The sequence below is a fragment of the Streptomyces sp. NPDC048352 genome (assembly GCF_040651895.1).
GTDB lineage: Bacteria > Actinomycetota > Actinomycetes > Streptomycetales > Streptomycetaceae > Streptomyces.
In genome coordinates this window covers 163,376-186,908 of record NZ_JBEZKZ010000003.1, presented here as the reverse complement: position 1 = coordinate 186,908, position 23,533 = coordinate 163,376, and the positions used below count along the sequence as shown (strand labels likewise).

Below are 23,533 nucleotides of genomic sequence, written 5' to 3'. Positions count from 1 at the left end.
GGAGCCCCTCTTTCGAGGGGCACGCCGGCGGGCGGCGGTGTGAGCGCGGAGGGCACGGGGAGCCCGGCGGTCAGTACGAGGAGATCCCCACCGGGACGGTCCTGGCCACGGCGCCGGACAGACCGACCAGCATGCCCGCGTCCGTGACATGCTCCTTGGAGACCCGGACCTCCGTGTACGCCAGCCGCGCCCCGGTGGTGAACCGCAGACCGCCCCCCTCGGGCTTCTCCACCAGCCAGGCGACGCCGTCGACCTCGACGCCGTCCTGCTGGGGATCCGCCATCTTGGGGGGTTTGGGGATACCGCACCGCAGTACGATCGCCGAGCCGCCCCACGCGGCGGTCAGACCGGACTCCGGCGAGGTCGCGGTCCGCGCCAGTCCGTCCACCGTCTCCGGGAGCTCCTCGTGCAGAGCCGCACAGAGCTTCGCGACCGCGGCGGGCGGAGCGGGCGGCGGATCCACCCGGGCTCCGGAATCCCCCGGGGCACAGCCCGCGAGGGCCACGGCGGCCACGGCGGGCAGGGCCAGTACACGGAGGGGCCGGCGGTGCGGCAATGACATCACCGGCCAAGAGTAGACGGGGGCTACAGATGGACCACCGGGCAGGTCAGGGTGCGGGTGATCCCCTCCACCTGCTGCACCTTGGCGACCACCATGCGGCCGAGATCGTCGACGGTGTCGGCCTGGGCGCGCACGATCACGTCGTACGGCCCCGTCACGTCCTCGGCCTGGATCACCCCCGCGATCTTGGAGATGGACTCGGCGACGACCGACGCCTTGCCCACCTCGGTCTGGATGAGGATGTACGCCTGTACCACGGAACCTCCAGGGCGGCCACGAGGATCATTTCCCCTAACCTTCGGATGGGCCCGGGGACATCGGGCGGGCCCGGGGAAGAAGGGACGCCACGGTACCGCGTCGCCGCGTGCCACGGGGAGACCCGGGGGCCCGGCGCCGCGCACGGCGGGGCGTACGCAGAGCAGAAGTTGACCTATCTGTTGACGGTACCCAGAGCTGTGACGGCTCGCGACCGCAAGCGGACTTGCCAAGAAGGGGCACAGCGATGAAGGGCACTGTGGGCGAGCTGGGGGAGTTCGGGCTCATTCGGGAGCTCACCTCACGGCTCACCACCACCCCGGCGGTCCGGCTCGGACCCGGCGACGACGCCGCGGTGGTGTCGGCCCCCGACCGGAGGGTCGTGGCGAGCACGGACATCCTGCTGGAGGGCAGGCACTTCCGGCGCGACTGGTCCACCGCCTACGACGTCGGCCGCAAGGCGGCCGCGCAGAACCTGGCCGACATCGCCGCCATGGGCGCGGTGCCCACCGCGCTGCTGCTCGGCCTCGTCGTCCCGGCCGAGCTGCCGGTCACCTGGCCGACCGAGCTGATGGACGGCATCCGCGACGAATGCCAGGTCGCGGGCGCCGCCGTGGTCGGCGGGGACGTCGTGCGCGGCGACACCATCACCGTCTCCATCACCGCCCTGGGCGACCTGCGCAACCACGAGCCCGTCCTGCGCTCCGGCGCCCAGCCCGGCGACGTCGTCGCCGTCACCGGCTGGCTCGGCTGGTCCGCGGCGGGCTTCGCGGTGCTCTCCCGCGGCTTCCGCTCCCCGCGGGCGTTCGTCGAGGCGCACCGCCGCCCCGAACCGCCCTACCACGCAGGCCCCGCGGCCGCCGGGCTCGGCGCCACCGCCATGACCGACGTCAGCGACGGCCTGATCGCCGACCTGGGGCACATCGCCGAGGCCAGCAAGGTCCGCATCGACCTGCGCTCGGGGGCCGTGGACATCCCGACCCAGATGCACGACATCGGCCAGGCCGTCGGCGTGGACCCGCTCCAGTGGGTGCTCACCGGCGGAGAGGACCACGCCATCGTGGCCACCTTCCCGCCCGACGTGAAGCTCCCGGCCCGCTGGAAGGTCATCGGCTCCGTCCAGCACCGCTCCGCGCTGCCCCAGGTGACCGTCGACGGCGCCCCCTGGACCAGCACCGGCGGCTGGGACCACTTCGGCGCCGACCCGGCCGCCGAGGAGACCCCGTGAGCAGCGCCGGGTCCTCCGGGGCCGCGCCGCCGCGCTGCCTGACCGTCGCCGGCTCCGACTCCGGCGGCGGCGCCGGCATCCAGGCCGACCTCAAGACCATGCTGGCGCTCGGCGTGCACGGCATGAGCGTGGTCACCGCCGTGACCGCCCAGAACTCGCTCGGGGTGCGCGGGGTCTGGGAGCTGCCCGCCGAGGCCGTCACGGCCCAGTACAGGGCCGTGGCGGACGACATCGGCGTCCAGGCCGTCAAGACCGGGATGCTGTCCTCCGCCGTGCTGGTGGAGACGGTGGCGGGGCTGCTGGCCGGCACTCCCGCCCCGGTGGTCGTGGACCCCGTGGGGGTCTCCAAGCACGGGGACCCGCTGCTCGCCGCCTCGGCGCTGGACGCCGTACGCGGGGAACTGCTGCCCCGGGCCACGGTGGCGACGCCGAACCTGGACGAGGTGGCCCAGCTCACGGGGCTCGCCGTCGAGAGCGAGGACGACATGCGGCGGGCCGCCGACGCCGTCCTCGGCTACGGGCCCCGGTGGGCGCTGATCAAGGGCGGCCACCTCGCGGCGCACGGCGACCAGGCCGTGGACCTGCTCAGCGACGGCTCCGAGGAACTGTGGCTGCGGGCGCCCCGGCACGACAACCGGCACACCCACGGCACCGGCTGCACGCTCGCGAGCGCGATCGCGGCCGGCCTGGCCCGGGGACTCGCCGTCCCCGCGGCCGTCACGGCGGCGAAGGAGTACGTCACCGGCGCCATCGCCGCCGGCTTCGCGCTCGGCGGCGGCATCGGCCCGGTGGACCACGCCTGGCGGTGGCGCTGAGCCGCGGGCGTACCCCGACGGTCAGGCGCGGCCGCCCGTCAGGCGTGCCCGCCGGACAAGGCAAAAGGCCGGTTCACCAGAGGTGAACCGGCCTTCTTGGCAACCGGAAAGAGCTGCGCTACGACGACGGGAGGCGTCAGCGCGAGACCTTGCCGGCCTTGATGCACGAGGTGCAGGCGTTGAGGCGCTTCGGCGTCCCATTGACCACGGCACGGACGCGCTGGATGTTCGGGTTCCAGCGACGCGAGGTGCGGCGGTGCGAGTGGGAGATGTTGTTGCCGAAGCTCGGCCCCTTGGCGCAAACGTCGCAGTTGGCAGCCACAGGTCACTCCAAGACTTCAGATGCAATTACGGTGGAATCCGGCGCACCGGAATCAGAGATCTGAAGTGGCTTGCCGGACGAATGACCCGACTCTCGACGGGCAACCTGAGCAGCATACAACGACTGCTTGGGTCCGAGAAAACTACCATGACGGGGCACACCTCCGCCCCGGGCGCCCGAAGCGGAGGCCCCCCTTCGTTACCCTGCGGTGAACCCCGGCCCGCACAAGGAGGAACGCCCGGTGGCCCACGAGCCTGGCCCGCACACCCTCGACGCCGACGCGGTGCGCACCTGGAGCTCGCTGGCCCTGGCCGCACTGGGCCGGGCCCGCGAGGACATCGACGCGATCAACGTCTACCCGGTCGCGGACGCCGACACCGGAACCAACCTCTACCTCACCGCCGAAGCCGCCGCCCGGGCCCTGGACGAGTCCCTCGCCGGGGTGACGGAAGGCACAGCGCCCCCCGCCACCCTCGCCGCGGCCGTACGGGCCTACGCGCACGGCGCCCTCATAGGCGCCCGGGGCAACTCCGGGACCATCCTCGCCCAGCTGCTGCGCGGAGTCGCCGACGTCCTGGGCGCCGACGCCGCCGACCCCGCCGGCCGCGCCCCGGGCCCGCTGCTCGCCCGGGCCCTGACCCGCGCCGCCGAGGAGGCCTACCGGGCCGTCGCGCACCCGGTCGAGGGCACCATGCTCACCGTCGCCGCGGCCGCCGCCCGCGCCGCGGCCGCCGCCGGGACCGCCGCCACCGCCGCCGACGTCGCCCGCGCGGCCTACGACGGGGCCCGCGCCGCCCTCGCCGAGACCCCGGGGCAGCTTCCCGCCCTCGGGAAGGCCGGGGTGGTCGACGCCGGGGGCTGCGGACTGGTCGCCGTACTCGGCGCCCTGTGGCAGGCGCTGTCCGGCCGGGAACCCGCCGCCGAGCCCGTACGCGGCCCCGCCGTGCCCCTGCCCGTACCGCTGGACCCCGAGCCGTGCGAGCACGGGCAGGACGGCCCGGCGTACGAGGTGGTCTACCTGCTGGAGGCCTCCGACCAGGCCGTCGACGCGCTGCGCACCGCCCTCGACGGGCTCGGCGACTCCCTGGTGGTCGTCGGCGGCGACGGGCTGTGGAACGTCCACGTGCACGTCGACGACCCCGGCGCCGCCGTCGAGGCCGGGGTCGTCGCCGGGCGGCCCCACCGGATCCGCATCACCCACTTCGGCGACCAGCGCCGCCGCGCCACCGCCCCCCGCGCCCAGCGGGGCGTGGTCGCGGTCGTCCCGGGCGAGGGGCTGGCCACCCTGTGCGGCGAGGCCGGCGCCACCACGGTGCTGGCCCGCCCCGGGGAGCAGCCCGCCGCCGCCGAGCTGCTCGACGCCGTCCGCCGGGCACACGCCCGCGAGGTCGTCCTGCTGCCCGGCTGCCCGGAGCTGCGCGCCGCCGCCGCGGCCGCCGCCGAACAGGCGCGCGCGGAAGGGGTACGGGTGGCCGTGATCCCCACGCGCTCGGCGGTCCAGGGCCTGGCCGCCCTCGCCGTGCACGATCCGGAGGGCAGCTTCGACGAGGACGTCGTCGCCATGACCGCGGCCGCCGGGGCCACCCGCTACGGGGAACTGGCCGTCGCCGAACGGCAGTCCTTCACCTCCGCCGGGATCTGCCAGGCCGGGGACGTCCTCGGGCTCATCGACGGCGACGTCGCCGTCATCGGCGCGGGCCTGCCCGAGACCGCCGAGGCGGTCCTGGACCGCATGCTCGGCTCCGGCGGCGAACTGGTCACCCTCGTCCTGGGACCCGAAGTCCCGGACACCCTCGCCGCGCACCTGGAGGCGTACGTCCAGCACGCGCACCTGGCCGTCGACACCGTCACCTACCGCGGCGGGCGCTACTGCGCGCCCCTGCTCATCGGAGTCGAATAGCAGCCTTGTCACAGGCATGGTGTGCAATGGAACACGTGCCCGCGCTCGACGAAGACCTCAAGAAGACCCTCGGCCCCGCCACCGCCAAGGTGCTGGCCGAGCAGCTCGGCCTGCACACGGCCCTGGACCTGCTCCACCACTACCCCCGGCGGTACGCGGAGCGCGGCGAGCTGACGTCGCTGGCGGACCTCGCCGACCAGCTCGACGAGCACGTCACGGTCGTCGCCCAGGTCGCCGACGCCCGCCTGATGACCTACCAGGGCAGCCGCGGCGGGGGAAAGCGCCTTGAAGTCACCATCACCGACGGCAGCGGCCGCCTCCAGCTGGTCTTCTTCGGCGCCGGCGTCCACAAGCCGCACAAGGAACTGCTCCCCGGAAGCCGCGCGATGTTCGCCGGCAAGGTGTCGCGCTTCAACCACAAGCTCCAGCTCGCGCACCCGGCCTACGAGCCCCTCGGCGCCGACGCCTCCGACCGGGACGCCGCCACCGCCTTCGCCAACCAGCTGATCCCGATCTACCCGGCCTGCGCCAAGCTGGAGTCCTGGAAGATCGCCAAGTGCGTGGACGCGGTACTGCCCAGCGCCCAGGAGGCCGTCGACCCGCTGCCGCCCGCCCTGCGCGAGGGCCGCGGCCTGGTCCCGCTCACCGAGGCGCTGCTCAAGATCCACCGCCCCGCCACCAAGGCCGACGTCGAGGACGCCCGCCAACGCCTGAAGTGGGACGAGGCCTTCGTCCTCCAGGTCGCCCTGGCCCGCCGCCGGCACGCCGACTCCCAGCTCCCGGCGGTCGCCCGCCGCCCCGCCCCCGGCGGGCTCCTGGACGCCTTCGACGCCAAACTCCCCTTCACCCTCACCGAAGGCCAGCAGACCGTCTCCCGCGAGATCTTCGACGACCTCGCCACCAGCCACCCCATGCACCGCCTCCTCCAGGGCGAAGTGGGCTCCGGGAAGACGATGGTGGCCCTGCGGGCCATGCTCGCCGTCGTCGACTGCGGCGGACAGGCCGCGATGCTCGCCCCCACCGAGGTCCTCGCCCAGCAGCACCACCGCTCGATCACCGAGATGATGGGCGAACTCGCCGAAGGCGGGATGCTGGGCGGCTCCGACCAGGGCACCAAGGTGGTGCTGCTCACCGGCTCCATGGGCACGGCCGCCCGCCGCCAGGCCCTGCTCGACCTGGTCACCGGCGAGGCCGGCGTCGTCATCGGCACGCACGCGCTGATCGAGGACAAGGTGCAGTTCCACGACCTCGGCCTGGTCGTCGTGGACGAGCAGCACCGCTTCGGCGTCGAACAGCGCGACGCCCTGCGCTCCAAGGGCAAGCAGCCACCCCACCTGCTGGTGATGACCGCCACCCCGATCCCGCGCACCGTGGCGATGACCGTCTTCGGCGACCTCGAGACCTCCGTCCTCGACCAGCTGCCCGCCGGCCGCTCCCCGATCGCCACCCACGTGGTGCCCGCCAAGGACAAGCCGCACTTCCTCACCCGCGCCTGGGAGCGGGTCCGCGAGGAGGTGGAGAACGGCCACCAGGCGTACGTGGTGTGCCCGCGGATCGGCGACGGCGAGGACGAAGCCGGCAAGAAGAAGGCCTCCGCGGAGGACGAGGCGGAGAAGCGGCCGCCGCTGGCCGTGCTGGAGATCGCCGAGCAGCTCAGCCGCGGACCCCTCGCCGGGCTCGCCGTCGAGGTCCTTCACGGGCGGATGGACCCCGCCGACAAGGACGACGTCATGCGCCGCTTCGCCGCCGGCGAGGTCAAGGTGCTGGTCGCCACCACCGTCATCGAGGTCGGGGTGAACGTCCCCAACTCCACCGTCATGGTGATCATGGACGCGGACCGCTTCGGCGTCTCCCAGCTCCACCAGCTGCGCGGCCGCGTCGGCCGGGGCTCCGCACCGGGCCTGTGCCTGCTGGTCAGCGAGATGCACGAGGCCAGCCCCGCCCGCGCCCGGCTCGCCGCCGTCGCCGCCACCCTCGACGGCTTCGAACTCTCCCGGATCGACCTCGAACAGCGCCGCGAGGGCGACGTCCTCGGCCAGGCCCAGTCCGGCGTGCGCTCCTCGCTGCGGATGCTCGCCGTCATCGAGGACGAGGAGGTCATCGCCCAGGCCCGGGAGGAAGCCACCCGCGTGGTCGCCGCCGACCCCGAGCTGGAGCACCTCCCCGGCCTGCGCACCGCCCTCGGCGCGCTGCTGGACACCGAGCGGGAGCAGTACCTGGAGAAGGGATGACAATGGGGGTGCCCGTGGTAGCCCCCGAACACCGAAGGACCCCAGATGACCCGCGTGATCGCCGGCACCGCCGGCGGGCGACGGCTGGCCGTGCCGCCCGGCACCGGCACCCGCCCGACCTCCGACCGGATGCGCGAAGGGCTCTTCTCCACCTGGGAGTCCCTGCACGGCGTGCAGGGCGCCCGGGTGCTCGACCTGTACGCGGGCTCCGGCGCGGTCGGCCTGGAGGCCCTCTCCCGCGGCGCCGAGCGGTCGCTGCTGGTCGAGCCCGACGCGAAGGCCGCCAAGGCCATCCGGGACAACATCAAGGCGGTCGGCCTGCCCGGCGCCGAGTTCCGGGCCGGCAAGGCCGAGCAGATCGTCGCGGTCCCGGCGCACGGGGAGCCGTACGACATCGTCTTCATCGACCCGCCGTACGCCGTGGACCACGGGGAACTGCGGGAGATCCTGATCACACTCCGCTCCAATGGCTGGCTCACCGGCGATGCACTGGTCACCGTGGAACGCAGCACCAGGAGCGGCGCCTTCCCGTGGCCCGACGGCTTCGAGCCGCTCCGTTCGCGGAAGTACGGCGAGGGCACGCTTTGGTACGGTCGCGCCGCCTCCACCAGCGAAGACTCATGAACGAGGGAGTTCAGTTGCGCCGCGCGGTCTGTCCGGGGTCCTTCGACCCCATCCACAACGGACACCTCGACGTCATCGGACGCGCCGCGAGGCTGTACGACGTCGTGCACGTCGCCGTGATGATCAACAAGTCGAAGCAGGGGCTGTTCACCGTCGAGGAGCGGATCGAGCTGATCCGCGAGGCGACCGCCGACTACGGCAACGTCGAGGTGGAGGCCTTCCACGGCCTGCTCGTCGACTTCTGCAAGCAGCGGGACATCCCGGCCATCGTCAAGGGCCTGCGCGCGGTCAGCGACTTCGACTACGAACTCCAGATGGCCCAGATGAACAGGGGCCTGTCCGGCGTCGAGACCCTGTTCGTACCGACCATCCCCACCTACAGCTTCCTGTCGTCCTCCCTGGTCAAGGAGGTCGCGACCTGGGGCGGCGACGTCGCCCACCTGCTGCCCGCGCCCGTGCACGCGGCGCTGACCGAACGGCTGCGCGCCAAGTGACCCTCCGACGGACGGGCTGAGCTTCCCCGGCCCGTCCCCCGCGTCCGCCCGGTGGCCCTACAGTCGTCCCGTCAGTCCGAGGCGAAGAGAGCGCGAGCCCCCCATGGACGTACAGAAGAAGCTGGACGAGATCGTCGCGGCCGTCGGCGGCGCCCGCTCCCTGCCGATGTCGGCCTCCTGCGTGATCAACCGTGCGGAGCTCCTCGCGCAGCTCGAAGAGGTACGCAAGGCCCTGCCCGGCTCGCTCGCCCAGGCCCGGGAGCTGATCGGCGGGCGGGAGCAGCTGGTCGAGGAGGCCCGCCGGGAGGCGGAGCGCATCATCGAGACCGCGCACGCCCAGCGCGGCTCGCTGATCTCCGACACCGAGATCGCCCGCCGCTCGCAGGGCGAGGCGGACCGGATCCTGGCGGAGGCCCGCCGCGAGGCCGCGGAGATCAGGGCCGAGGCCGACGACTACGTGGACAGCAAGCTGGCCAACTTCGAGGTCGTGCTCAGCAAGACGATCGGCTCGGTGGACCGCGGCCGGGAGAAGCTGCTGGGCCGCGGCCCCGGCCCGGACGGCCAGGGCCACGACGGCTTCGAGGACACGGACGCCCCCGAGCGCAGCTCCGACCCGCGGACGCAGCGCGAGCAGGCGGACGCGTACGTGGACCGGAAGCTGGCCACCTTCGAGGCGGTGCTCGCCAAGACCCTGGAGGCCGTCGGCCGGGGCCGCCAGAAGCTGCTGGGCAGGGTCCCCACCGACGACCTCGGCGCGCACATGGCCGCGCAGGATGCCGCCGGAGCGCAGGGGGCCCGCCCCGCGAGCGACGCGGACTTCCTCGCCGGACTGGCGGACCCGGGGCCGGAGCCGCTGCCGGTCCCCGCCCAGCCGGAGCCGGTGTACGACACGTACACCGCCTCCTACGCCGCCCCGTATCCCCAGCAGCCGGCCCAGGACGCGTACGCCTACCAGGACGCCTACACCGGCTACCCGCAGCAGTCGGACCCGTACGGCGGCTACCTCCAGCAGCCCGACCCGTACGCCGCGTACCAGCAACCGCAGCAGCCGCAGCAGCCGCAGCACCCCCGGCAGCCGGCGCTCGACGAGACGAGCTTCTTCGACACGAGCATGATCAACCTCGACCAGCTGCGCCAGTACGAACAGGGGCGCTAGGCCCGGATTGGGCTCAGGGCGAAGGGCCGGGTATCCTGGCTGTTCGGTCGCGCGTATGCACCGCGATCCGTGCTGCCCGTACGTGCGGGACATGCGCACCATTCTTTGATCTTCAGCGATCTGTGAAAGCAGGAACGACCCTGAACACCCGCCTCGACCACCGCAACCCCCTCGTGTTCGACACGCACGAGCTGGGTCGGCGTCCTGGTGCCATGCAGCGGTTGTCCTGCGAGGTCGAGACGCCGGCGGACTTCGGTCTCGTCGACGTCATCGGAGTGCCGGAGGGCGCCCCGATGAAGCTCAACCTCCGCCTGGAGTCGGTCATGGAAGGGGTGCTTGTCACAGGCACCGTCCGTGCATCGGCCGTGGGGGAGTGCGTAAGGTGTCTGGAGACCGTCGAGCGCGAGCTCAAGGCGGACTTCCAGGAGATGTTCTCGTACCCTGACGCCGACGACCGGGGCCGCGCAAAGGCGGAGCCGGCCGACGACGCCGAGGACGACGAGGACACGCTCTTCCTCGAGGACGGCTTGTTCGACCTCGAACCCGTGCTGCGTGACGCGGTGGTGCTCGCACTGCCGATGCAGCCGGTGTGCCGGGAGGACTGTCTCGGACTGTGCCCCGATTGCGGGCTCAGCCTGAACGACGACCCGGAGCACCACCACGACGCCGTCGACATCCGTTGGGCGGCTTTGCAGGAACTCGTCGTGACCGATCAGGACGACGAGAAGGACAACATGAGCGGCACTGCATCTGACGACGTTCAGAGCGCCGCCGAGAAGCAGGAGAAGTAGCCGTGGCTGTTCCGAAGCGGAAGATGTCGCGCAGCAACACGCGCCACCGCCGGTCGCAGTGGAAGGCTGCGGTCCCCACCCTGGTTTCGTGTGAGCGTTGCCAGGAGCCGAAGCTCCAGCACATCGCGTGCCCGAGCTGCGGCACCTACAACAAGCGCCAGGTCCTCGAGGTCTGAGCGGCTGGTGAGAGGCGCAATGTCTGAGCTGTCCAACGCTGAGAAGCAGGCAGACAGTAACAACGCGGCCTCGTCCCACACGCTTCTGGAAGGGCGGCTCGGGTACCGACTCGAGTCCGCCCTTCTGGTGCGTGCGCTGACCCACCGTTCCTACGCGTACGAGAACGGCGGTCTGCCCACCAACGAACGCCTGGAGTTCCTCGGGGACTCCGTGTTGGGCCTGGTGGTCACGGACACGCTGTACACCACCCACCCCGACCTGCCCGAAGGCCAGCTGGCCAAACTGCGGGCCGCGGTGGTCAACTCTCGTGCGCTGGCGGAGGTCGGGCGTGGCCTCGACCTCGGTTCCTTCATCCGGCTCGGCCGGGGTGAAGAGGGCACGGGCGGCCGGGACAAGGCCTCCATCCTCGCCGACACCCTTGAAGCGGTGATCGGCGCGGTCTACCTCGACCAGGGCCTCGACGCGGCCTCGGAGCTGGTCCACCGGCTCTTCGACCCGCTCATCGAGAAGTCCTCCAACCTCGGTGCCGGCCTCGACTGGAAGACCAGTCTCCAGGAGCTCACGGCCGCCGAGGGGCTCGGCGTACCGGAGTACCTGGTCACCGAGACGGGCCCGGACCACGAGAAGACCTTCACTGCTGCCGCCCGCGTCGGTGGTGTCTCGTACGGCACCGGCACCGGCCGCAGCAAGAAGGAAGCGGAGCAGCAGGCCGCGGAGTCCGCCTGGCGCGGCATCCGCGCCGCCGCGGACGAGCGGAAGGCGGCGGAGGCCGCTGCCGCCGCCGCACCGGCACAGGTCGACGGGGCGCCGGCTCCCGTCGACCCGGCGCCGGGCGTCTGACCGCTTTCTTCTACAGTGACCCCGTCGCACCCCGGTGCGGCGGGGTTCGCTGTTTCCCCGCCGCGTCCCGCCCCCGTCCAGGAGGAACCCATGCCCGAGCTGCCCGAGGTCGAAGTGGTGCGGCGCGGCCTGGAGCGCTGGGTGGCCGGGCGGACCGTCGAAGCGGTCGAGGTGCTCCACCCCCGGGCCGTGCGCCGGCACCTGGCCGGAGGCCCCGACTTCGCGGCGCGCCTGGCCGGCCAGACCATCGGGGTGCCCCGCCGGCGCGGGAAGTACCTGTGGCTGCCCCTGGAGGGGCGGGAGCTGTCCGTCCTCGGCCACCTCGGGATGAGCGGGCAGCTGCTGGTGCAGCCGGCCGGCGCCCCCGACGAGAAGCACCTGCGGATCCGGGTGCGCTTCGCCGACGACGCCGGCACCGAGCTGCGCTTCGTCGACCAGCGCACCTTCGGCGGGCTCTCGCTGCACGAGACCGTCCCCGGCAGCGCCGAGGGGCTGCCGGACGTGATCGCGCACATCGCCCGCGACCCGCTGGACCCGCTCTTCGAGGAGGGGGCCTACCACCTGGCGCTCCGCGCGAAGCGCACCACCGTCAAGCGGGCGCTGCTGGACCAGTCGCTGATCAGCGGGGTCGGCAACATCTACGCCGACGAGGCGCTGTGGCGCGCGAGGCTGCACTACGAGCGCCCCACCGCCACCCTCACCCGCCCCCGGAGCGCGGAACTCCTGACCCATGTCCGGGAGGTCATGAACGCCGCCCTCGCCGTCGGCGGCACCAGCTTCGACAGCCTGTACGTCAACGTGAACGGCGAATCCGGCTACTTCGACCGGTCCCTCGACGCGTACGGGCGCGAGGGCGAGCCCTGCCGCCGCTGCGGTACGCCGATGCGGCGGCGGGCGTGGATGAACCGGTCCAGCTTCTTCTGCCCGCGCTGTCAGCGGCCGCCGCGCGCGGCGTCGTAGGACTCCCGGGAGGCGATGACCTCGGCCATGCTGCCCTCCACGAAGTGGATCAGGGCGAGCAGCCGGTCGGCGACCTCGCAGCCCAGGGGGGTCAGCTCGTAGTCCACGCGGGGCGGGTTGGTCGGCTGCGCCTCGCGGTGGACGATGCCGTCGCGCTCCAGGGCGTGGAGGGTCTGGGAGAGCATCTTTTCGCTCACGCCCTCGACCCGGCGGCGCAGCTCGTTGAAGCGGCAGGGGCCCTCGCGCAGCGCGCCCACGGTGAGGCTTCCCCAGCGGCCCGTGACGTGCTCCAGGGTTTCCCGCGAGGGGCAGGTGCGCGCGAAGACGTCGAAGGCCAGGTCGGCCGGGAGGGCTCCGGTACAGGTGGGCTTCTGCATACGACAAGCGTACTCCGGGGGAGCGCTAACTTTCTGCTTGCGCTTTCTAAAAGTTAGTGCTTACCTTTCCTCAGCGTCGCTTTGCGCCGGTCGCACCGCGCCGCCCCCCACGCTCTTGAGGAGAACAGCCATGTCCGCGCACACCACCACCCCCGTCGTCTCCATCGCCTACCACTCCGGATACGGCCACACCGCCGTCGTCGCCGAGGCCGTCCGGGCCGGCGCCGCCGCCACGGGGGCCACGGTCCACCTGATCAAGGTCGACGAGATCGGCGAGGCCGAGTGGGACCTGCTCGACGGGTCCGACGCGATCATCTTCGGTTCGCCGACCTACATGGGCACCGCGTCCGGCGCCTTCCACGTCTTCGCCGAGGCCACCTCGAAGCGCTGGTTCGGCGACGCGTGGCAGGACAAGGTCGCCGCGGGCTTCACCAACTCCGCCTCCAAGGCCGGCGACAAGCTGAACACCCTGCAGTACTTCCAGATGCTGGCCTCGCAGCACGGCATGAGCTGGGTCAACCTGGGTCTGAAGCCGGGCTGGAACTCCACCGCCGGCACCGAGTTCGACCTCAACCGCCTCGGCTTCTCCTCCGGCGCGGCCGCCCAGACCAACTCCGACGAGGGTCCGGAGGGCGTCCACAAGGCCGACATCGCCACCGCCGAGCACCTCGGCCGGCGCGTCGCCGAGCACACCCGCGTGGTCCTGGCGGGCCGGGCGGCCCTGGCGGTGGCCGCGGTCTGAGCGCCGCGCCGCTCCGGCGGCCGGCCGGCCGGGAGCTCCCCGGCGGCCCGGACATCCCCGTGTCGGCCCGGGAAGCCCCCGGGCGGCCGGGCCGTCAGAAGCCGAAGTCCTGCGTCCACCAGGGGCCGCCCGAGGCGAAGTGGACGCCGACGCCCAGGGTGCGGAATTCGCAGTTGAGGATGTTCGCCTTGTGGCCCGGGCTGTTCATCCAGGCCTGCATCACCGACTTCGCGTCCCCCTGGCCGCGCGCGATGTTCTCGCCGCCCATGCCGGAGATGCCGGCGTTCTGGGCCCGCTGCCACGGGGTGTTCCCGTCCGGGTCGGTGTGGTCGAAGAAGCCCCGTACGGCCATGTCCTTGCTGAAGGCACCGGCCAGCGCCGCCAGCGGCGGGTTCGCCCGCACCGGGACGCACCCGGCCTGGGCGCGCTCCTGGTTCACCAGTGCGAGCACCTCCGCCTCCTCGGCGGAGTGCCCGTCGGTCGCCGGCGGGGCCGGCGGCTTCGGCGCCGCCGGGGGCTTCGGGGCGACCGGCTCGGGAGCCGCGGGCTTGGGGGCCACGGGCTTCGGGGCGGCCGGAGCCGCACTCTTCTCCGGGGCCTTGGGAGAGGCCGAGGGCGAGGGGGAGGCTGACGGTGACGCCGAGGGGGAGGGCGGGGCGGACGGGCTGGGGGAGGCCGAGGGGGCCGTCCGGGACGCGCTCGCCTCGGGGGCGGCGGAGGCCCGGCCCGACAGGTTGGCCAGGCCGTTCGGCTGCTCGGCCCCGCCGCCGGCGGGGGTGGGGGAGGGCTCGGCCCGGGCCTCGGTCTTCTCGCCGGAGCCCGTTCCGACGTACGGGAAGGAGCCGCCGACCGGGACGAACCCGGTCGTCACGGCCGCCGTACCGAGGGCCACCGCCACCGCGCCGCCGAGCAGCCCGGTACGCACGGCGGTGCGCTTGGCGCCGCGCCGAGGTGCGGCGTGCAGTCGGTGGCGTCCCATGGGTGCCGTGCCTTCCCTTTGCAAGATCAACGTTTGCTCACCCGAACGGGTGAGTCATTGGTGGGGGACTGTAGCCCATGGGCCCAGGGGGGTGACGCGCTGCGAAACCCTTTGCCCGGTTAGCGTTCTTGCATGAATGAAGATGTCCGCATGACCGCCTGGGTGCGCGGCCGTGTACAGGGAGTGGGCTTCCGCTGGTTCACCAGGGCCAATGCTCTGGAGATCGGTGGACTGGCCGGCTTCGCGCTCAACCTCGACGACGGCCGAGTGCAGGTGGTGGCGGAAGGTCAACGTGAGAATTGCCACCGGCTGCTGGACTGGCTCCGCTCCTCCGACACGCCCGGCCGGGTGGACGGAGTGACAGAGATCTGGGGCACACCGCGCGGCGGCTACGACGGCTTCGAGATCCGGTGAGCGAGCGACCGGTCATGGACGGATCAGGCCTCAGGAACGTCCGCACCCGGTCGGATCTGCGCATTCGCCGCCGAGGCGTTGCCGCGGCCGGACATCCGTGGAAGGCTCGGAGGCGAAGCGGATCTCTCCGCCCCTCGCGCGGACCGGGCCGCCCGCCGATACGGGGCGTGATCGTGTTGACCGTCAAACTTTTTGGTGAGACGCTGGAAGCCCCGCGCACCTGAGCTGTTTGGCAGTGCTGGCAGTAGGCAGTTTGAGCAAGACAAGGCGCGCAGTGACTGGCTACTGGTTGTCGCTGTCGGACATCCGCGGGTGCGATTCCCTCACGACCCACACCGCTTCGGTCGGTCACTCAGTGTGGAGGACCATCCATCATGGCAAAGGCGCTTCTCGGTTACGTCGGCGGTTCCGACCCGCGACTCCTCGCCGAGATGCGACGGCTTCAGCAGCGCGTCCAGGACCTCGAGTCCGAGCTCGGACGGATCCAGTCCGAGAACGACGCACTGACCGCGGCCGCCGCTCAGCACGGAGACTCGGTGCTCGACAGCATCGTGGACGTATCCAAGGCGGAGCCTGCGCTCACCTAGTCCGCGCTCACCCGTCGTTCGACTCCAGCCCCGAATGATCTGCAAGGGACGCCTCGGCGTCCCTTCTTTCTTTCCCCGGGCTTTCCCCCGAGTCCTGACCCGCTCCGGCTCCTTCTTTCCCGCACGGCTGCCGCCCCGCCGCGCCGGGGGCGGGTGGTGCTTCCTTTAACGTCTGATGTGCCCTGCACCTTCAGGGGTGAAACCGAACGTGAAAGGTAGAGTCCGGCGGCGTGCACCTCAAGTCCCTGACCCTGCGCGGCTTCAAATCGTTCGCGTCCGCCACCACCCTGCGCTTCGAACCCGGCATCACCTGCGTCGTCGGCCCGAACGGATCGGGCAAGTCCAACGTGGTGGACGCGCTGTCCTGGGTCATGGGGGAACAAGGGGCCAAGTCCCTGCGCGGCGGGAAGATGGAAGACGTCATCTTCGCGGGCACCACGGGGCGGCCGCCGCTCGGACGGGCCGAGGTCTCCCTGACCATCGACAACTCCGACGGGGCCCTGCCCATCGAGTACGCCGAGGTCACGATCACGCGGATCATGTTCCGCGGCGGCAGCAGCGAGTACCAGATCAACGGGGACACCTGCCGGCTCCTCGACATCCAGGAGCTGCTCTCCGACTCCGGCATCGGCCGCGAGATGCACGTCATCGTCGGCCAGGGCCAGCTCGACTCCGTCCTGCACGCCGACCCCATGGGCCGCCGCGCCTTCATCGAGGAGGCGGCGGGCGTCCTGAAGCACCGCAGGCGCAAGGAGAAGGCGCTGCGCAAACTCGACGCGATGCAGGCCAACCTCGCGCGGGTGCAGGACCTGACCGACGAACTGCGCCGCCGGCTCAAGCCCCTGGGGCGGCAGGCGGCGGTGGCCCGTCGGGCCGCCGTGATCCAGGCCGACCTGCGCGACGCGAAGCTGCGGCTGCTCGCCGACGACCTCGTCGCCCTCAGGAGCGCGCTCGACGCGGAGATTGCCGACGAGGCCGCACTCAAGGAGCGCAAGGAGTCCGCCGAGCGGGACCTCGCCGACGCGCTGCGGCGCGAGGCCGGACTGGAGGAGACGGTACGCCGCCTCGCGCCCCGGCTCCAGCGGGCCCAGCACACCTGGTACGAGCTGTCGCAGCTGGCCGAGCGGGTGCGCGGGACGGCGTCCCTGGCCGAGGCCCGGGTCAGGAGCGCGTCGGCCCCCGCCGAGGAGGAGCGGCGCGGCCGCGACCCCGAGGAGATGGAGCGGGAGGCCGCGCGGATCCGGGAGCAGGAGGCGGAGCTGACGGCCGCGCTGGAGGCGGCCGAACGGGCGCTGGAGGACACCGCCGAGCACCGGGCGGGGCTGGAGCGGGCGCTCGCCGAGGAGGAGCGCCGGCTGCGGGACGCCGCCCGGGCCATCGCCGACCGGCGTGAGGAGCTGGCCCGGCTGACGGGGCGGCTCGGGGCGGCCCGGTCGCGGGCGGGCGCGGCGCAGGCGGAGGTCGAGCGGCTCGTGGCGGCCCGGGACGAGGCGCTGGCCCGGGCGGGGGCCGCGCGGGAGGAGTACGAGGAACTGGCCGAGGAGGTCGGCGGGCTCGAGGACCCTTCGGTGGAGGGGGAGTACGAGGCGGCGAAGGCCGCACTGACCGGGGCGCAGGCCGCGCTGGCGGCGGCCCGGGAGGCGCTGACCACGGCGGAACGGTCCCGGGCGGCGGTGTCGGCGCGGCGGGAGGCGCTCGCGCTGGGGCTGCGGCGCAAGGACGGGACGGGGGCGCTGCTCGCGGCGCGCGAGCGGCTGGCGGGGCTGCTCGGCCCGGCGGCGGAGCGGGTGGCGGTGGCCCCGGGGTACGAGGTCGCCGTGGCCGCCGCGCTGGGGGCGGCCGCCGACGCCGTGGCCGTGACCTCCGCGGGGGCGGCGGCGGGGGCGATCCGGCACCTGCGGGATGCCGATGCGGGGCGGGCGACGTTCCTCATCGCTCCCCCGGCCCCCGCGCTGATCCCGGGGCAGGGCCCCGTGGCAGCGGGCGCCGCCGGACTGCCCGGACAGGCCCACGCGGACGCCCCCCACCCCGCCCCCGCCCGGCACCGCGGCTCCGCCCCGGCGGGGCCGGAGGCCGCGGCGGCGGTCGTGGACGTGGCGGCGGGGTGCGGGTACCCGGCGGCCGCTTCGTTCGTCGGCGGGGACGCCGAGGTGCGGTGGGCCGTGGGCTGGGTGCTGCGCGAGCACGTCGTGGTCGGGAGCCTGGAGGAGGCCGAGGCCGTCGTCGCCGAGCACCCCGGCCTCATCGCGGTGACCACCGACGGGGACGTGCTCGGCGCCCACGTCGCGCACGGCGGCTCCGCGGGAGCGCCCAGCCTGATCGAGGTGCAGGCCGCCGTGGACGAGGCGGCGGCGGAACTGGAGCGGCTGGACGGCGAGTGCCGCGCGCTGGCCGGGGCCGAGGAGAACGCCCGGCGGCACCACGCCGAGGCCGCCGCCCGGGCCGAGGAGCTGGCGGAGCGGCGCCGGGCCGCGGAGCGGGCCCGGGCCGGGGCCGCCCAGCAGCTCGGCAGGCTCGCCGGGCAGGCGAAGGGCGCCCTGGGCGAAGCCGAGCGCAGCGCCCGGGCGGCGGCCACCGCCGAGGAGGCGTACGAGCGCGCGCGGGCCGACGTGGAGGAGTGCGCGGAGCGGCTCGCGGCGGCGCAGGAGCTGCCGCTGGCGGACGAGCCCGACACCGCGGTCCGGGACCGGCTCGCCGCCGACGGGGCGAACGCGCGGCAGACCGAGATGGAGGCCCGCCTCCAGCTGCGTACCCACGAGGAGCGGGTCAAGGGCCTGGCCGGGCGGGCGGACGCGCTCGACCGCGGCGCCCGCGCCGAACGCGAGGCCCGGGCCCGTGCGGAGCGGCGCCGGCAGCGGCTGCGGCACGAGGCCGGGGTGGCCCGGGCCGTGGCCGACGGGGCGCGGCAGCTGCTCGCGCACCTGGAGGTGTCGATCGGCCGGGCGGAGCAGGAGCGGACGGCCGCCGAGCACGCCAAGGGGCTGCGCGAGCGGGAGCTGGGCGAGGCCCGCGGCCGGGGCCGTGACCTCAAGGGCGAACTGGACAAGCTCACCGACTCCGTGCACCGCGGCGAGGTGCTCGGCGCCGAGAAGCGGCTGCGGATCGAGCAGCTGGAGACGCGGGCGCTGGAGGAGCTGGGCGTGGAGCCGGCCGCTCTGGTGGCGGAGTACGGGCCCGACCAGCCGGTCCCTCCGTCCCCGCCGGCCGAGGGCGAGGAGCTTCCGGCGGACCCGGAGCACCCGCGCAACCGGCCCGGCCCCTTCGACCGCGCCCGTCAGGAGAAGCGGCTCAAGGCGGCCGAGCGCGCCTACCAGCAGCTCGGCAAGGTCAATCCGCTCGCGCTGGAGGAGTTCGCCGCGCTCGAGGAACGCCACCGGTTCCTCAGCGAGCAGCTGGCGGACCTGCGCAAGACCCGGGCCGACCTCCTTCAAGTGGTGAAGGAGGTCGACCAGCGCGTCGAGCAGGTCTTCACCGAAGCCTTCCAGGACACCGCCCGCGAGTTCGAGGGGGTGTTCTCACGGCTGTTCCCCGGCGGCGAGGGCCGTCTCGTGCTCACGGACCCGGACGACATGCTGGCCACCGGGGTGGACGTCGAGGCCCGCCCGCCCGGCAAGAAGGTCAAGCGGCTGTCCCTGCTGTCCGGCGGCGAGCGCTCGCTGACGGCCGTGGCGCTGCTGGTCTCCATCTTCAAGGCGCGGCCCAGCCCGTTCTACGTGATGGACGAGGTCGAGGCCGCCCTGGACGACACCAACCTCCAGCGGCTGATCCGCATCATGCGGGAGCTCCAAGAGAGCTCGCAGCTGATCGTCATCACGCACCAGAAGCGGACGATGGAGGTCGCGGACGCCCTCTACGGCGTCTCGATGCAGGGCGACGGCGTCTCGAAGGTCATCAGCCAGCGACTCCGCTGAACGCTCCTACCCTTCAAAACCTGAAATCAACAGCCCTGGCCTGAAGTTATTCCGACCTTCACATGACCTCTTGACTTCAGGAAATGAACACATAGGCTCTGTGCTGCCTCCCGCCTTCCAGTGGTGCCCGATATTGACCTGTGCGCCACTAGGAGAACGGACACGACCCCCCACGGAGCACACCTTGACCAGCAGCACAGCGCAGGTACCGGCGCCCGGCGGCGGACGCGCGTCCCAGCCCGACCACCTCGGGCACGTCATCTTCATCACCGCGGCCGCGGCGATGGGCGGATTCCTCTTCGGCTACGACAGCTCCGTCATCAACGGCGCCGTCGTCGCCATCCGCGACCGCTTCGACGTCGGATCGGGCGCACTCGCCCAGGTGATCGCCGCCGCACTGATCGGCTGCGCCCTCGGCGCCGCCACCGCGGGACGCATCGCCGACCGGATCGGCCGTATCCGCTGCATGCAGATCGCCGCCCTCCTCTTCACCGCGAGCGCCATCGGCTCGGCCCTCCCGTTCGCGCTCTGGGACCTCGCCGCGTGGCGCGTCGTCGGCGGCTTCGGCATCGGCATGGCGTCCGTCATCGGCCCCGCCTACATCGCCGAGGTGTCCCCGGCCGCGTACCGGGGCCGGCTGGCCTCCTTCCAGCAGGCCGCCATCGTCATCGGCATCGCCGTCTCGCAGCTGGTCAACTGGGGCATCCTCAACCTCGCCGACGGCGAGCAGCGCGGGAAGGTCGGCGGGCTGGAGGCCTGGCAGTGGATGCTCGGCGTGATGGTGGTCCCCGCCGTGCTCTACGGGCTGATGTCCTTCGTCATCCCCGAGTCCCCGCGCTTCCTGATCTCCGTCGGCCGCACCACCGAGGCCAAGAAGGTGCTGTCCGAGGTCGAGGGCACCAAGGTCGACCTGGACGGGCGCGTCGCCGAGATCGAGGCGGCCATGCGCTCCGAGCACAAGTCCACCTTCAAGGACCTGCTCGGCGGCCGCTTCGGCCTGCTGCCGATCGTCTGGATCGGCATCGGCCTCTCGGTCTTCCAGCAGCTCGTCGGCATCAACGTGATCTTCTACTACAGCTCCTCGCTGTGGCAGTCCGTCGGCATCGACCCGACCAGCTCGTTCCTCTACTCCTTCACCACGTCGATCATCAACATCATCGGCACGGTGATCGCGATGATCTTCGTCGACCGGATCGGCCGCAAGCCGCTCGCGCTGATCGGCTCGGCCGGCATGGCGGTCTCGCTCGGCCTCTGCGCCTGGGCGTTCTCCTACAAGACCGGCACCGGCGACAACATCTCCATGCCCGACACCCAGGGCACGGTCGCGCTGATCGCCGCGCACTGCTTCGTGCTCTTCTTCGCCCTGTCCTGGGGCGTGGTGGTCTGGGTGCTGCTCGGCGAGATGTTCCCCAACCGGATCCGGGCGGCCGCCCTCGGCGTCGCCGCCGCCGCCCAGTGGGTCGCCAACTGGGTCATCACCGTCACCTTCCCGACCCTGTCGGACTGGAACCTGTCCGGCGCCTACGTCATCTACACCGTCTTCGCCGTGCTCTCGATCCCGTTCATCCTCAAGTGGGTGCCGGAGACCAAGGGCAAGGCGTTGGAGGAGATGGGGTAACCACTCCCCGCCACCACCCCTCTCCTCCGCGGTGCTGCCCCGGCTCAGTCCCTGAGCCGGGGCAGCACCTTTTCGCACAGCAGCCGCAGGCTGCGCCAGCCCTCCTCCACGGGCATGCCCCCGCACAGCGGGTGGAGCACCAGGTTCCCCGCCTCGCCGGCGCCCCGGGCGTACGCCACCGCCTGTTCCGGGGTCAGCACCCGGTAGACGCCCTCCGCCCGCAGTCCGGCCACCGAGCGCGCGTCCGACCGTACGGCGCTGCGGATCTCCTCGGACTGCCAGGAGGCGTACGTCCCCGCCTCGTGCAGGAAGTGCTCGCCGTACCGCGCCCACACCCGGTCCGGGTCCTCCGCGACGTGCAGCAGCGGGGTCTCGGCGGCCGGCATCATGCAGAACCCCTCGGTGCCGTGCTCCGCGAGCTGCTCCTGGTAGTACGCCTCCAGCTCCGGCAGGTGCGCGCTGGGGAAGAAGGGCAGCCCCAGCCGGGCCGCGCGGCGGGCCGCCGCCCTGGAACTGCCGCCGACCAGGAGCAGCGGGTGCGGCTGGGTGAAGGGGCGCGGGGTGACGCGTACGGTGCGGCCGCGGAAGGTGAACGGCTCGCCGGTCCACGCCTTCAGCAGGGTCTCCAGCAGCTCGTCCTGGAGCCGCCCGCGCCGGCCCCACTCCACGCCCTGCTGCTCGTACTCCTCGGGCCGGTAGCCGATGCCCGCCACCGTCACCAGCCGGCCGCCGCTCAGCAGGTCGAGCACCGCGATGTCCTCGGCGGCCCTCAGCGGGTCGTGGAGCGGGCCGATGATCGCGGAGACGGTGACCGCGATCCGGCGGGTGGCGCCGAGGACCGCGCCGGCGAAGGCGAAGGGGGAGGGCAGCCAGTTGTTGGAGGTGCCGTGGTGCTCCTCGGTCTGGACGGTGTCGATCCCGTGCTCGTCCGCGTACTGCGCCATCTCCAGCGCCGCCCGGTAGCGGGCGGAGAGGCTTTCCGGGGTGGCGTTCGGGTCGACGAGGTTGAACCGGGCCACGGTGATGGGCATGGGAGGGTCCCCCTTCGCCTGGTGCGCCCCTTCCGCCGGATGCGGGCGGGGCGGGCGAGGGGGGACGTTAGCTGACGCTGCGTCAGTCGGCCAGGGCTCCGGCGGGCTCGCGCTCCGCGCCCGGCCCCGGCACGGCAGGGGCGGCGGTGCGCGGCAGCACGGCGTACAGCGCGGCGGAGACGGCGATGCCGGTCACCCAGCCGAGGCCGTTCTCCCCGATCCAGGTGGCGGCGAGCGGCCCGCTGAACCAGTCCACCCGGGTGAACAGCAGCCCCGCCACCAGGGCGACGCCCCAGGCGGTCATCGCCTGCCAGGCGAAGCCGCCCCGGTACCAGTAGGCGCTGCCCGCGGTCGTGTCCAGCAGCGCGGGGCCGTCGTAGGAGGTACGGCGCAGCATGTCCACGCCGAAGACGCCGATCCACGCGGAGAACGCCACGGCCAGCAGGGTCAGGAAGGAGATGAACGAGCCGAAGAAGCTCGTCGCCACCACCATCAGCAGGAAGCCGAAGACCAGGCTGATGACGGCGTTGACGCTGACCGCCCAGGCGCGCGGCACCCTGATGCCCAGGGTCTGCGCGGTGAAGCCGGCGGAGTACATCGACATCGAGTTGATCAGCAGCATCCCGATCAGGGCGATGAGCAGGTAGGGGACCGCGATCCAGGTCGGCAGCAGCTCGCCGATGAAGGAGACCGGGTCCTGCGCGCTCGCCAGGTCCGGCGTGCCGACCGCCATCACCGCACCCATCAGCACCATCGGCAGGACGACCACGCCCGCGCCGCCGATCGTCGCGCCGACCATGCCCTTGGCGGAGGCGGTGCGCGGCAGGTACCGGGTGAAGTCGGGGCCCGAGGGGACCCAGCTGATGCCGCCGGCCGCGATGGTGCCGATGCCCGCGACCATCATCGCGGTGGAGCCGGCCGGCTTGCCGAAGACGGCGGACCAGTCGGTGGTGAAGAGCAGGTAGCCGAGGACGAGCACGCTGAAGCCGCCGAAGAGGTACGTCGACCACGTCGAGCAGACGCGCAGCGCCTTGATGCCGAGCCCCGAGACCGCGAAGGTGCAGCCCACGAAGAAGAGGAGGGTGACGACGATGAGCGCGGTGCTGCTCCGCACCCCGAAGAGCAGGTCGAGGACGGTCAGCACGGCGTAGGCGCCGCTGACGGCGTTGATCGTCTCCCAGCCCCAGCGCGCCACCCAGATCAGGGCGCCGGGGAAGAGGTTGCCGCGCTGGCCGAACACGGCCCGCGACAGCGCCATGCCGGGCGCGCCGCCGCGCTTGCCGGCGATGGAGACCAGGCCGACGATCCCGTACGAGACGACCGGCGCGGCGACCGCGACGACGAGCACCTGCCAGATGTTGAGCTTGTTGAAGATCACCAGCCCCGCGCCCATGGTGAGCAGCAGCACGCTGATGTTCGCGGCGACCCACGTGGGGACCAGCTCGCGCACCCGGCCGGTGCGCTCGCCGTCGGGTACGGGCTCCAGCCCGCGGGTTTCGGCGGCTGACTCAGCGGACAT

22 protein-coding genes and 1 pseudogene are annotated in these 23,533 nt (G+C 72.8%); 16 read left to right on the top strand and 7 right to left on the bottom strand.

Going from position 1 to position 23,533, the window contains the following annotated elements:
* Positions 1–70: 70 nt before the first annotated feature.
* Positions 71–562 (bottom strand): DUF3515 family protein, encoded by a 492-nt coding sequence (locus AB0D45_RS03335; protein ID WP_361605175.1) that lies wholly within the window; start codon positions 560–562, stop codon positions 71–73.
* Between the two features lie 23 nt (positions 563–585).
* Entirely contained in the window at positions 586–819 is a 234-nt protein-coding gene (locus tag AB0D45_RS03330) for an Lrp/AsnC ligand binding domain-containing protein (protein WP_007266792.1), read from the bottom strand.
* Positions 820–1,064: 245 nt separating this feature from the next.
* On the opposite strand from AB0D45_RS03330, the gene AB0D45_RS03325 reads away from it, so the two are divergent.
* Together AB0D45_RS03325 and thiD are read left to right on the top strand one after the other, a co-directional pair.
* Entirely contained in the window at positions 1,065–2,045 is a 981-nt protein-coding gene (locus AB0D45_RS03325) for a thiamine-phosphate kinase (protein ID WP_361605172.1), read from the top strand.
* On the top strand, positions 2,042–2,860 hold the full coding sequence (gene thiD, locus AB0D45_RS03320; protein ID WP_362455055.1) for a bifunctional hydroxymethylpyrimidine kinase/phosphomethylpyrimidine kinase: 819 nt from the start codon (positions 2,042–2,044) through the stop codon (positions 2,858–2,860). Before AB0D45_RS03325 ends, thiD begins: the two co-directional genes overlap by 4 nt.
* Positions 2,861–2,996: 136 nt before the next feature.
* Here the strand turns inward: thiD and rpmB are convergent, their stop codons facing one another.
* Positions 2,997–3,182 carry a 50S ribosomal protein L28 gene (gene rpmB, locus AB0D45_RS03315; RefSeq protein WP_007266795.1) on the bottom strand — a complete coding sequence of 62 codons (186 nt, stop codon included), beginning with the start codon at positions 3,180–3,182 and terminating at the stop codon, positions 2,997–2,999.
* Between the two features lie 241 nt (positions 3,183–3,423).
* Here rpmB and AB0D45_RS03310 point away from each other — a divergent pair, with 241 nt between their 5' ends.
* The 9 genes and pseudogenes from AB0D45_RS03310 to mutM all read left to right on the top strand — a co-directional run bounded on the left by AB0D45_RS03310 (position 3,424) and on the right by mutM (position 12,355).
* Positions 3,424–5,082: a DAK2 domain-containing protein gene (locus tag AB0D45_RS03310; protein WP_362455054.1), complete on the top strand. Its 1,659-nt coding sequence runs from the start codon at positions 3,424–3,426 to the stop codon at positions 5,080–5,082.
* Between the two features lie 26 nt (positions 5,083–5,108).
* Positions 5,109–7,313 carry an ATP-dependent DNA helicase RecG gene (gene recG / locus AB0D45_RS03305; RefSeq protein WP_362455053.1) on the top strand — a complete coding sequence of 735 codons (2,205 nt, stop codon included), beginning with the start codon at positions 5,109–5,111 and terminating at the stop codon, positions 7,311–7,313.
* Between the two features lie 39 nt (positions 7,314–7,352).
* Positions 7,353–7,937: pseudogene (gene rsmD, locus AB0D45_RS03300) on the top strand (16S rRNA (guanine(966)-N(2))-methyltransferase RsmD); the annotation flags it as partial.
* Between the two features lie 14 nt (positions 7,938–7,951).
* Positions 7,952–8,431: a pantetheine-phosphate adenylyltransferase gene (coaD, locus tag AB0D45_RS03295; protein WP_361605190.1), complete on the top strand. Its 480-nt coding sequence runs from the start codon at positions 7,952–7,954 to the stop codon at positions 8,429–8,431.
* Positions 8,432–8,534: 103 nt separating this feature from the next.
* Complete coding sequence (locus AB0D45_RS03290) at positions 8,535–9,587, top strand: ATP synthase F0 subunit B (RefSeq protein WP_362455052.1); 1,053 nt, start codon at positions 8,535–8,537, stop codon at positions 9,585–9,587.
* Between the two features lie 140 nt (positions 9,588–9,727).
* A complete protein-coding gene (locus AB0D45_RS03285; protein ID WP_361605187.1) occupies positions 9,728–10,378 on the top strand; it encodes a DUF177 domain-containing protein in 651 nt (216 codons plus the stop codon).
* A gap of 2 nt (positions 10,379–10,380) precedes the next feature.
* Positions 10,381–10,554: a 50S ribosomal protein L32 gene (gene rpmF / locus AB0D45_RS03280; protein WP_003965982.1), complete on the top strand. Its 174-nt coding sequence runs from the start codon at positions 10,381–10,383 to the stop codon at positions 10,552–10,554.
* Positions 10,555–10,573: 19 nt separating this feature from the next.
* Positions 10,574–11,395 (top strand): ribonuclease III, encoded by an 822-nt coding sequence (gene rnc / locus AB0D45_RS03275; RefSeq protein ID WP_362455051.1) that lies wholly within the window; start codon positions 10,574–10,576, stop codon positions 11,393–11,395.
* Between the two features lie 90 nt (positions 11,396–11,485).
* Positions 11,486–12,355 carry a bifunctional DNA-formamidopyrimidine glycosylase/DNA-(apurinic or apyrimidinic site) lyase gene (gene mutM / locus AB0D45_RS03270; RefSeq protein ID WP_361605152.1) on the top strand — a complete coding sequence of 290 codons (870 nt, stop codon included), beginning with the start codon at positions 11,486–11,488 and terminating at the stop codon, positions 12,353–12,355.
* On the opposite strand, the gene AB0D45_RS03265 is transcribed toward mutM, so the two are convergent.
* A complete protein-coding gene (locus tag AB0D45_RS03265; protein ID WP_362455050.1) occupies positions 12,328–12,732 on the bottom strand; it encodes a helix-turn-helix domain-containing protein in 405 nt (134 codons plus the stop codon). The genes mutM and AB0D45_RS03265 overlap by 28 nt on opposite strands.
* A gap of 130 nt (positions 12,733–12,862) precedes the next feature.
* Between AB0D45_RS03265 and AB0D45_RS03260 the strand changes: the two genes are divergently transcribed.
* Positions 12,863–13,474 (top strand): flavodoxin family protein, encoded by a 612-nt coding sequence (locus tag AB0D45_RS03260; RefSeq protein WP_362455049.1) that lies wholly within the window; start codon positions 12,863–12,865, stop codon positions 13,472–13,474.
* A 94-nt stretch (positions 13,475–13,568) separates the two neighbouring features.
* Here AB0D45_RS03260 and AB0D45_RS03255 read toward each other — a convergent pair whose 3' ends face one another.
* Positions 13,569–14,453, bottom strand: coding sequence for a CAP domain-containing protein (locus AB0D45_RS03255; protein WP_362455048.1), 885 nt, complete (start codon positions 14,451–14,453; stop codon positions 13,569–13,571).
* A 132-nt stretch (positions 14,454–14,585) separates the two neighbouring features.
* Between AB0D45_RS03255 and AB0D45_RS03250 the strand changes: the two genes are divergently transcribed.
* From AB0D45_RS03250 to AB0D45_RS03235, 4 genes are all read left to right on the top strand, one after another.
* Positions 14,586–14,867 carry an acylphosphatase gene (locus AB0D45_RS03250; RefSeq protein ID WP_362455047.1) on the top strand — a complete coding sequence of 94 codons (282 nt, stop codon included), beginning with the start codon at positions 14,586–14,588 and terminating at the stop codon, positions 14,865–14,867.
* A 374-nt stretch (positions 14,868–15,241) separates the two neighbouring features.
* Complete coding sequence (locus tag AB0D45_RS03245; RefSeq protein WP_361605137.1) at positions 15,242–15,454, top strand: hypothetical protein; 213 nt, start codon at positions 15,242–15,244, stop codon at positions 15,452–15,454.
* 230 nt (positions 15,455–15,684) lie between these two features.
* The gene (locus AB0D45_RS03240; RefSeq protein WP_362455046.1) at positions 15,685–19,365 is read left to right on the top strand and encodes an AAA family ATPase; all 3,681 of its coding nucleotides are present in this window, start codon (positions 15,685–15,687) and stop codon (positions 19,363–19,365) included.
* Between the two features lie 184 nt (positions 19,366–19,549).
* On the top strand, positions 19,550–20,983 hold the full coding sequence (locus AB0D45_RS03235) for a sugar porter family MFS transporter (RefSeq protein ID WP_362455045.1): 1,434 nt from the start codon (positions 19,550–19,552) through the stop codon (positions 20,981–20,983).
* A gap of 44 nt (positions 20,984–21,027) precedes the next feature.
* Here AB0D45_RS03235 and AB0D45_RS03230 read toward each other — a convergent pair whose 3' ends face one another.
* Both AB0D45_RS03230 and AB0D45_RS03225 read right to left on the bottom strand, forming a co-directional pair.
* A complete protein-coding gene (locus AB0D45_RS03230) occupies positions 21,028–22,014 on the bottom strand; it encodes an LLM class flavin-dependent oxidoreductase (RefSeq protein ID WP_362455044.1) in 987 nt (328 codons plus the stop codon).
* 82 nt (positions 22,015–22,096) lie between these two features.
* Positions 22,097–23,533, bottom strand: a complete 1,437-nt coding sequence (locus AB0D45_RS03225) for a cytosine permease (protein WP_362455043.1) — start codon at positions 23,531–23,533, stop codon at positions 22,097–22,099.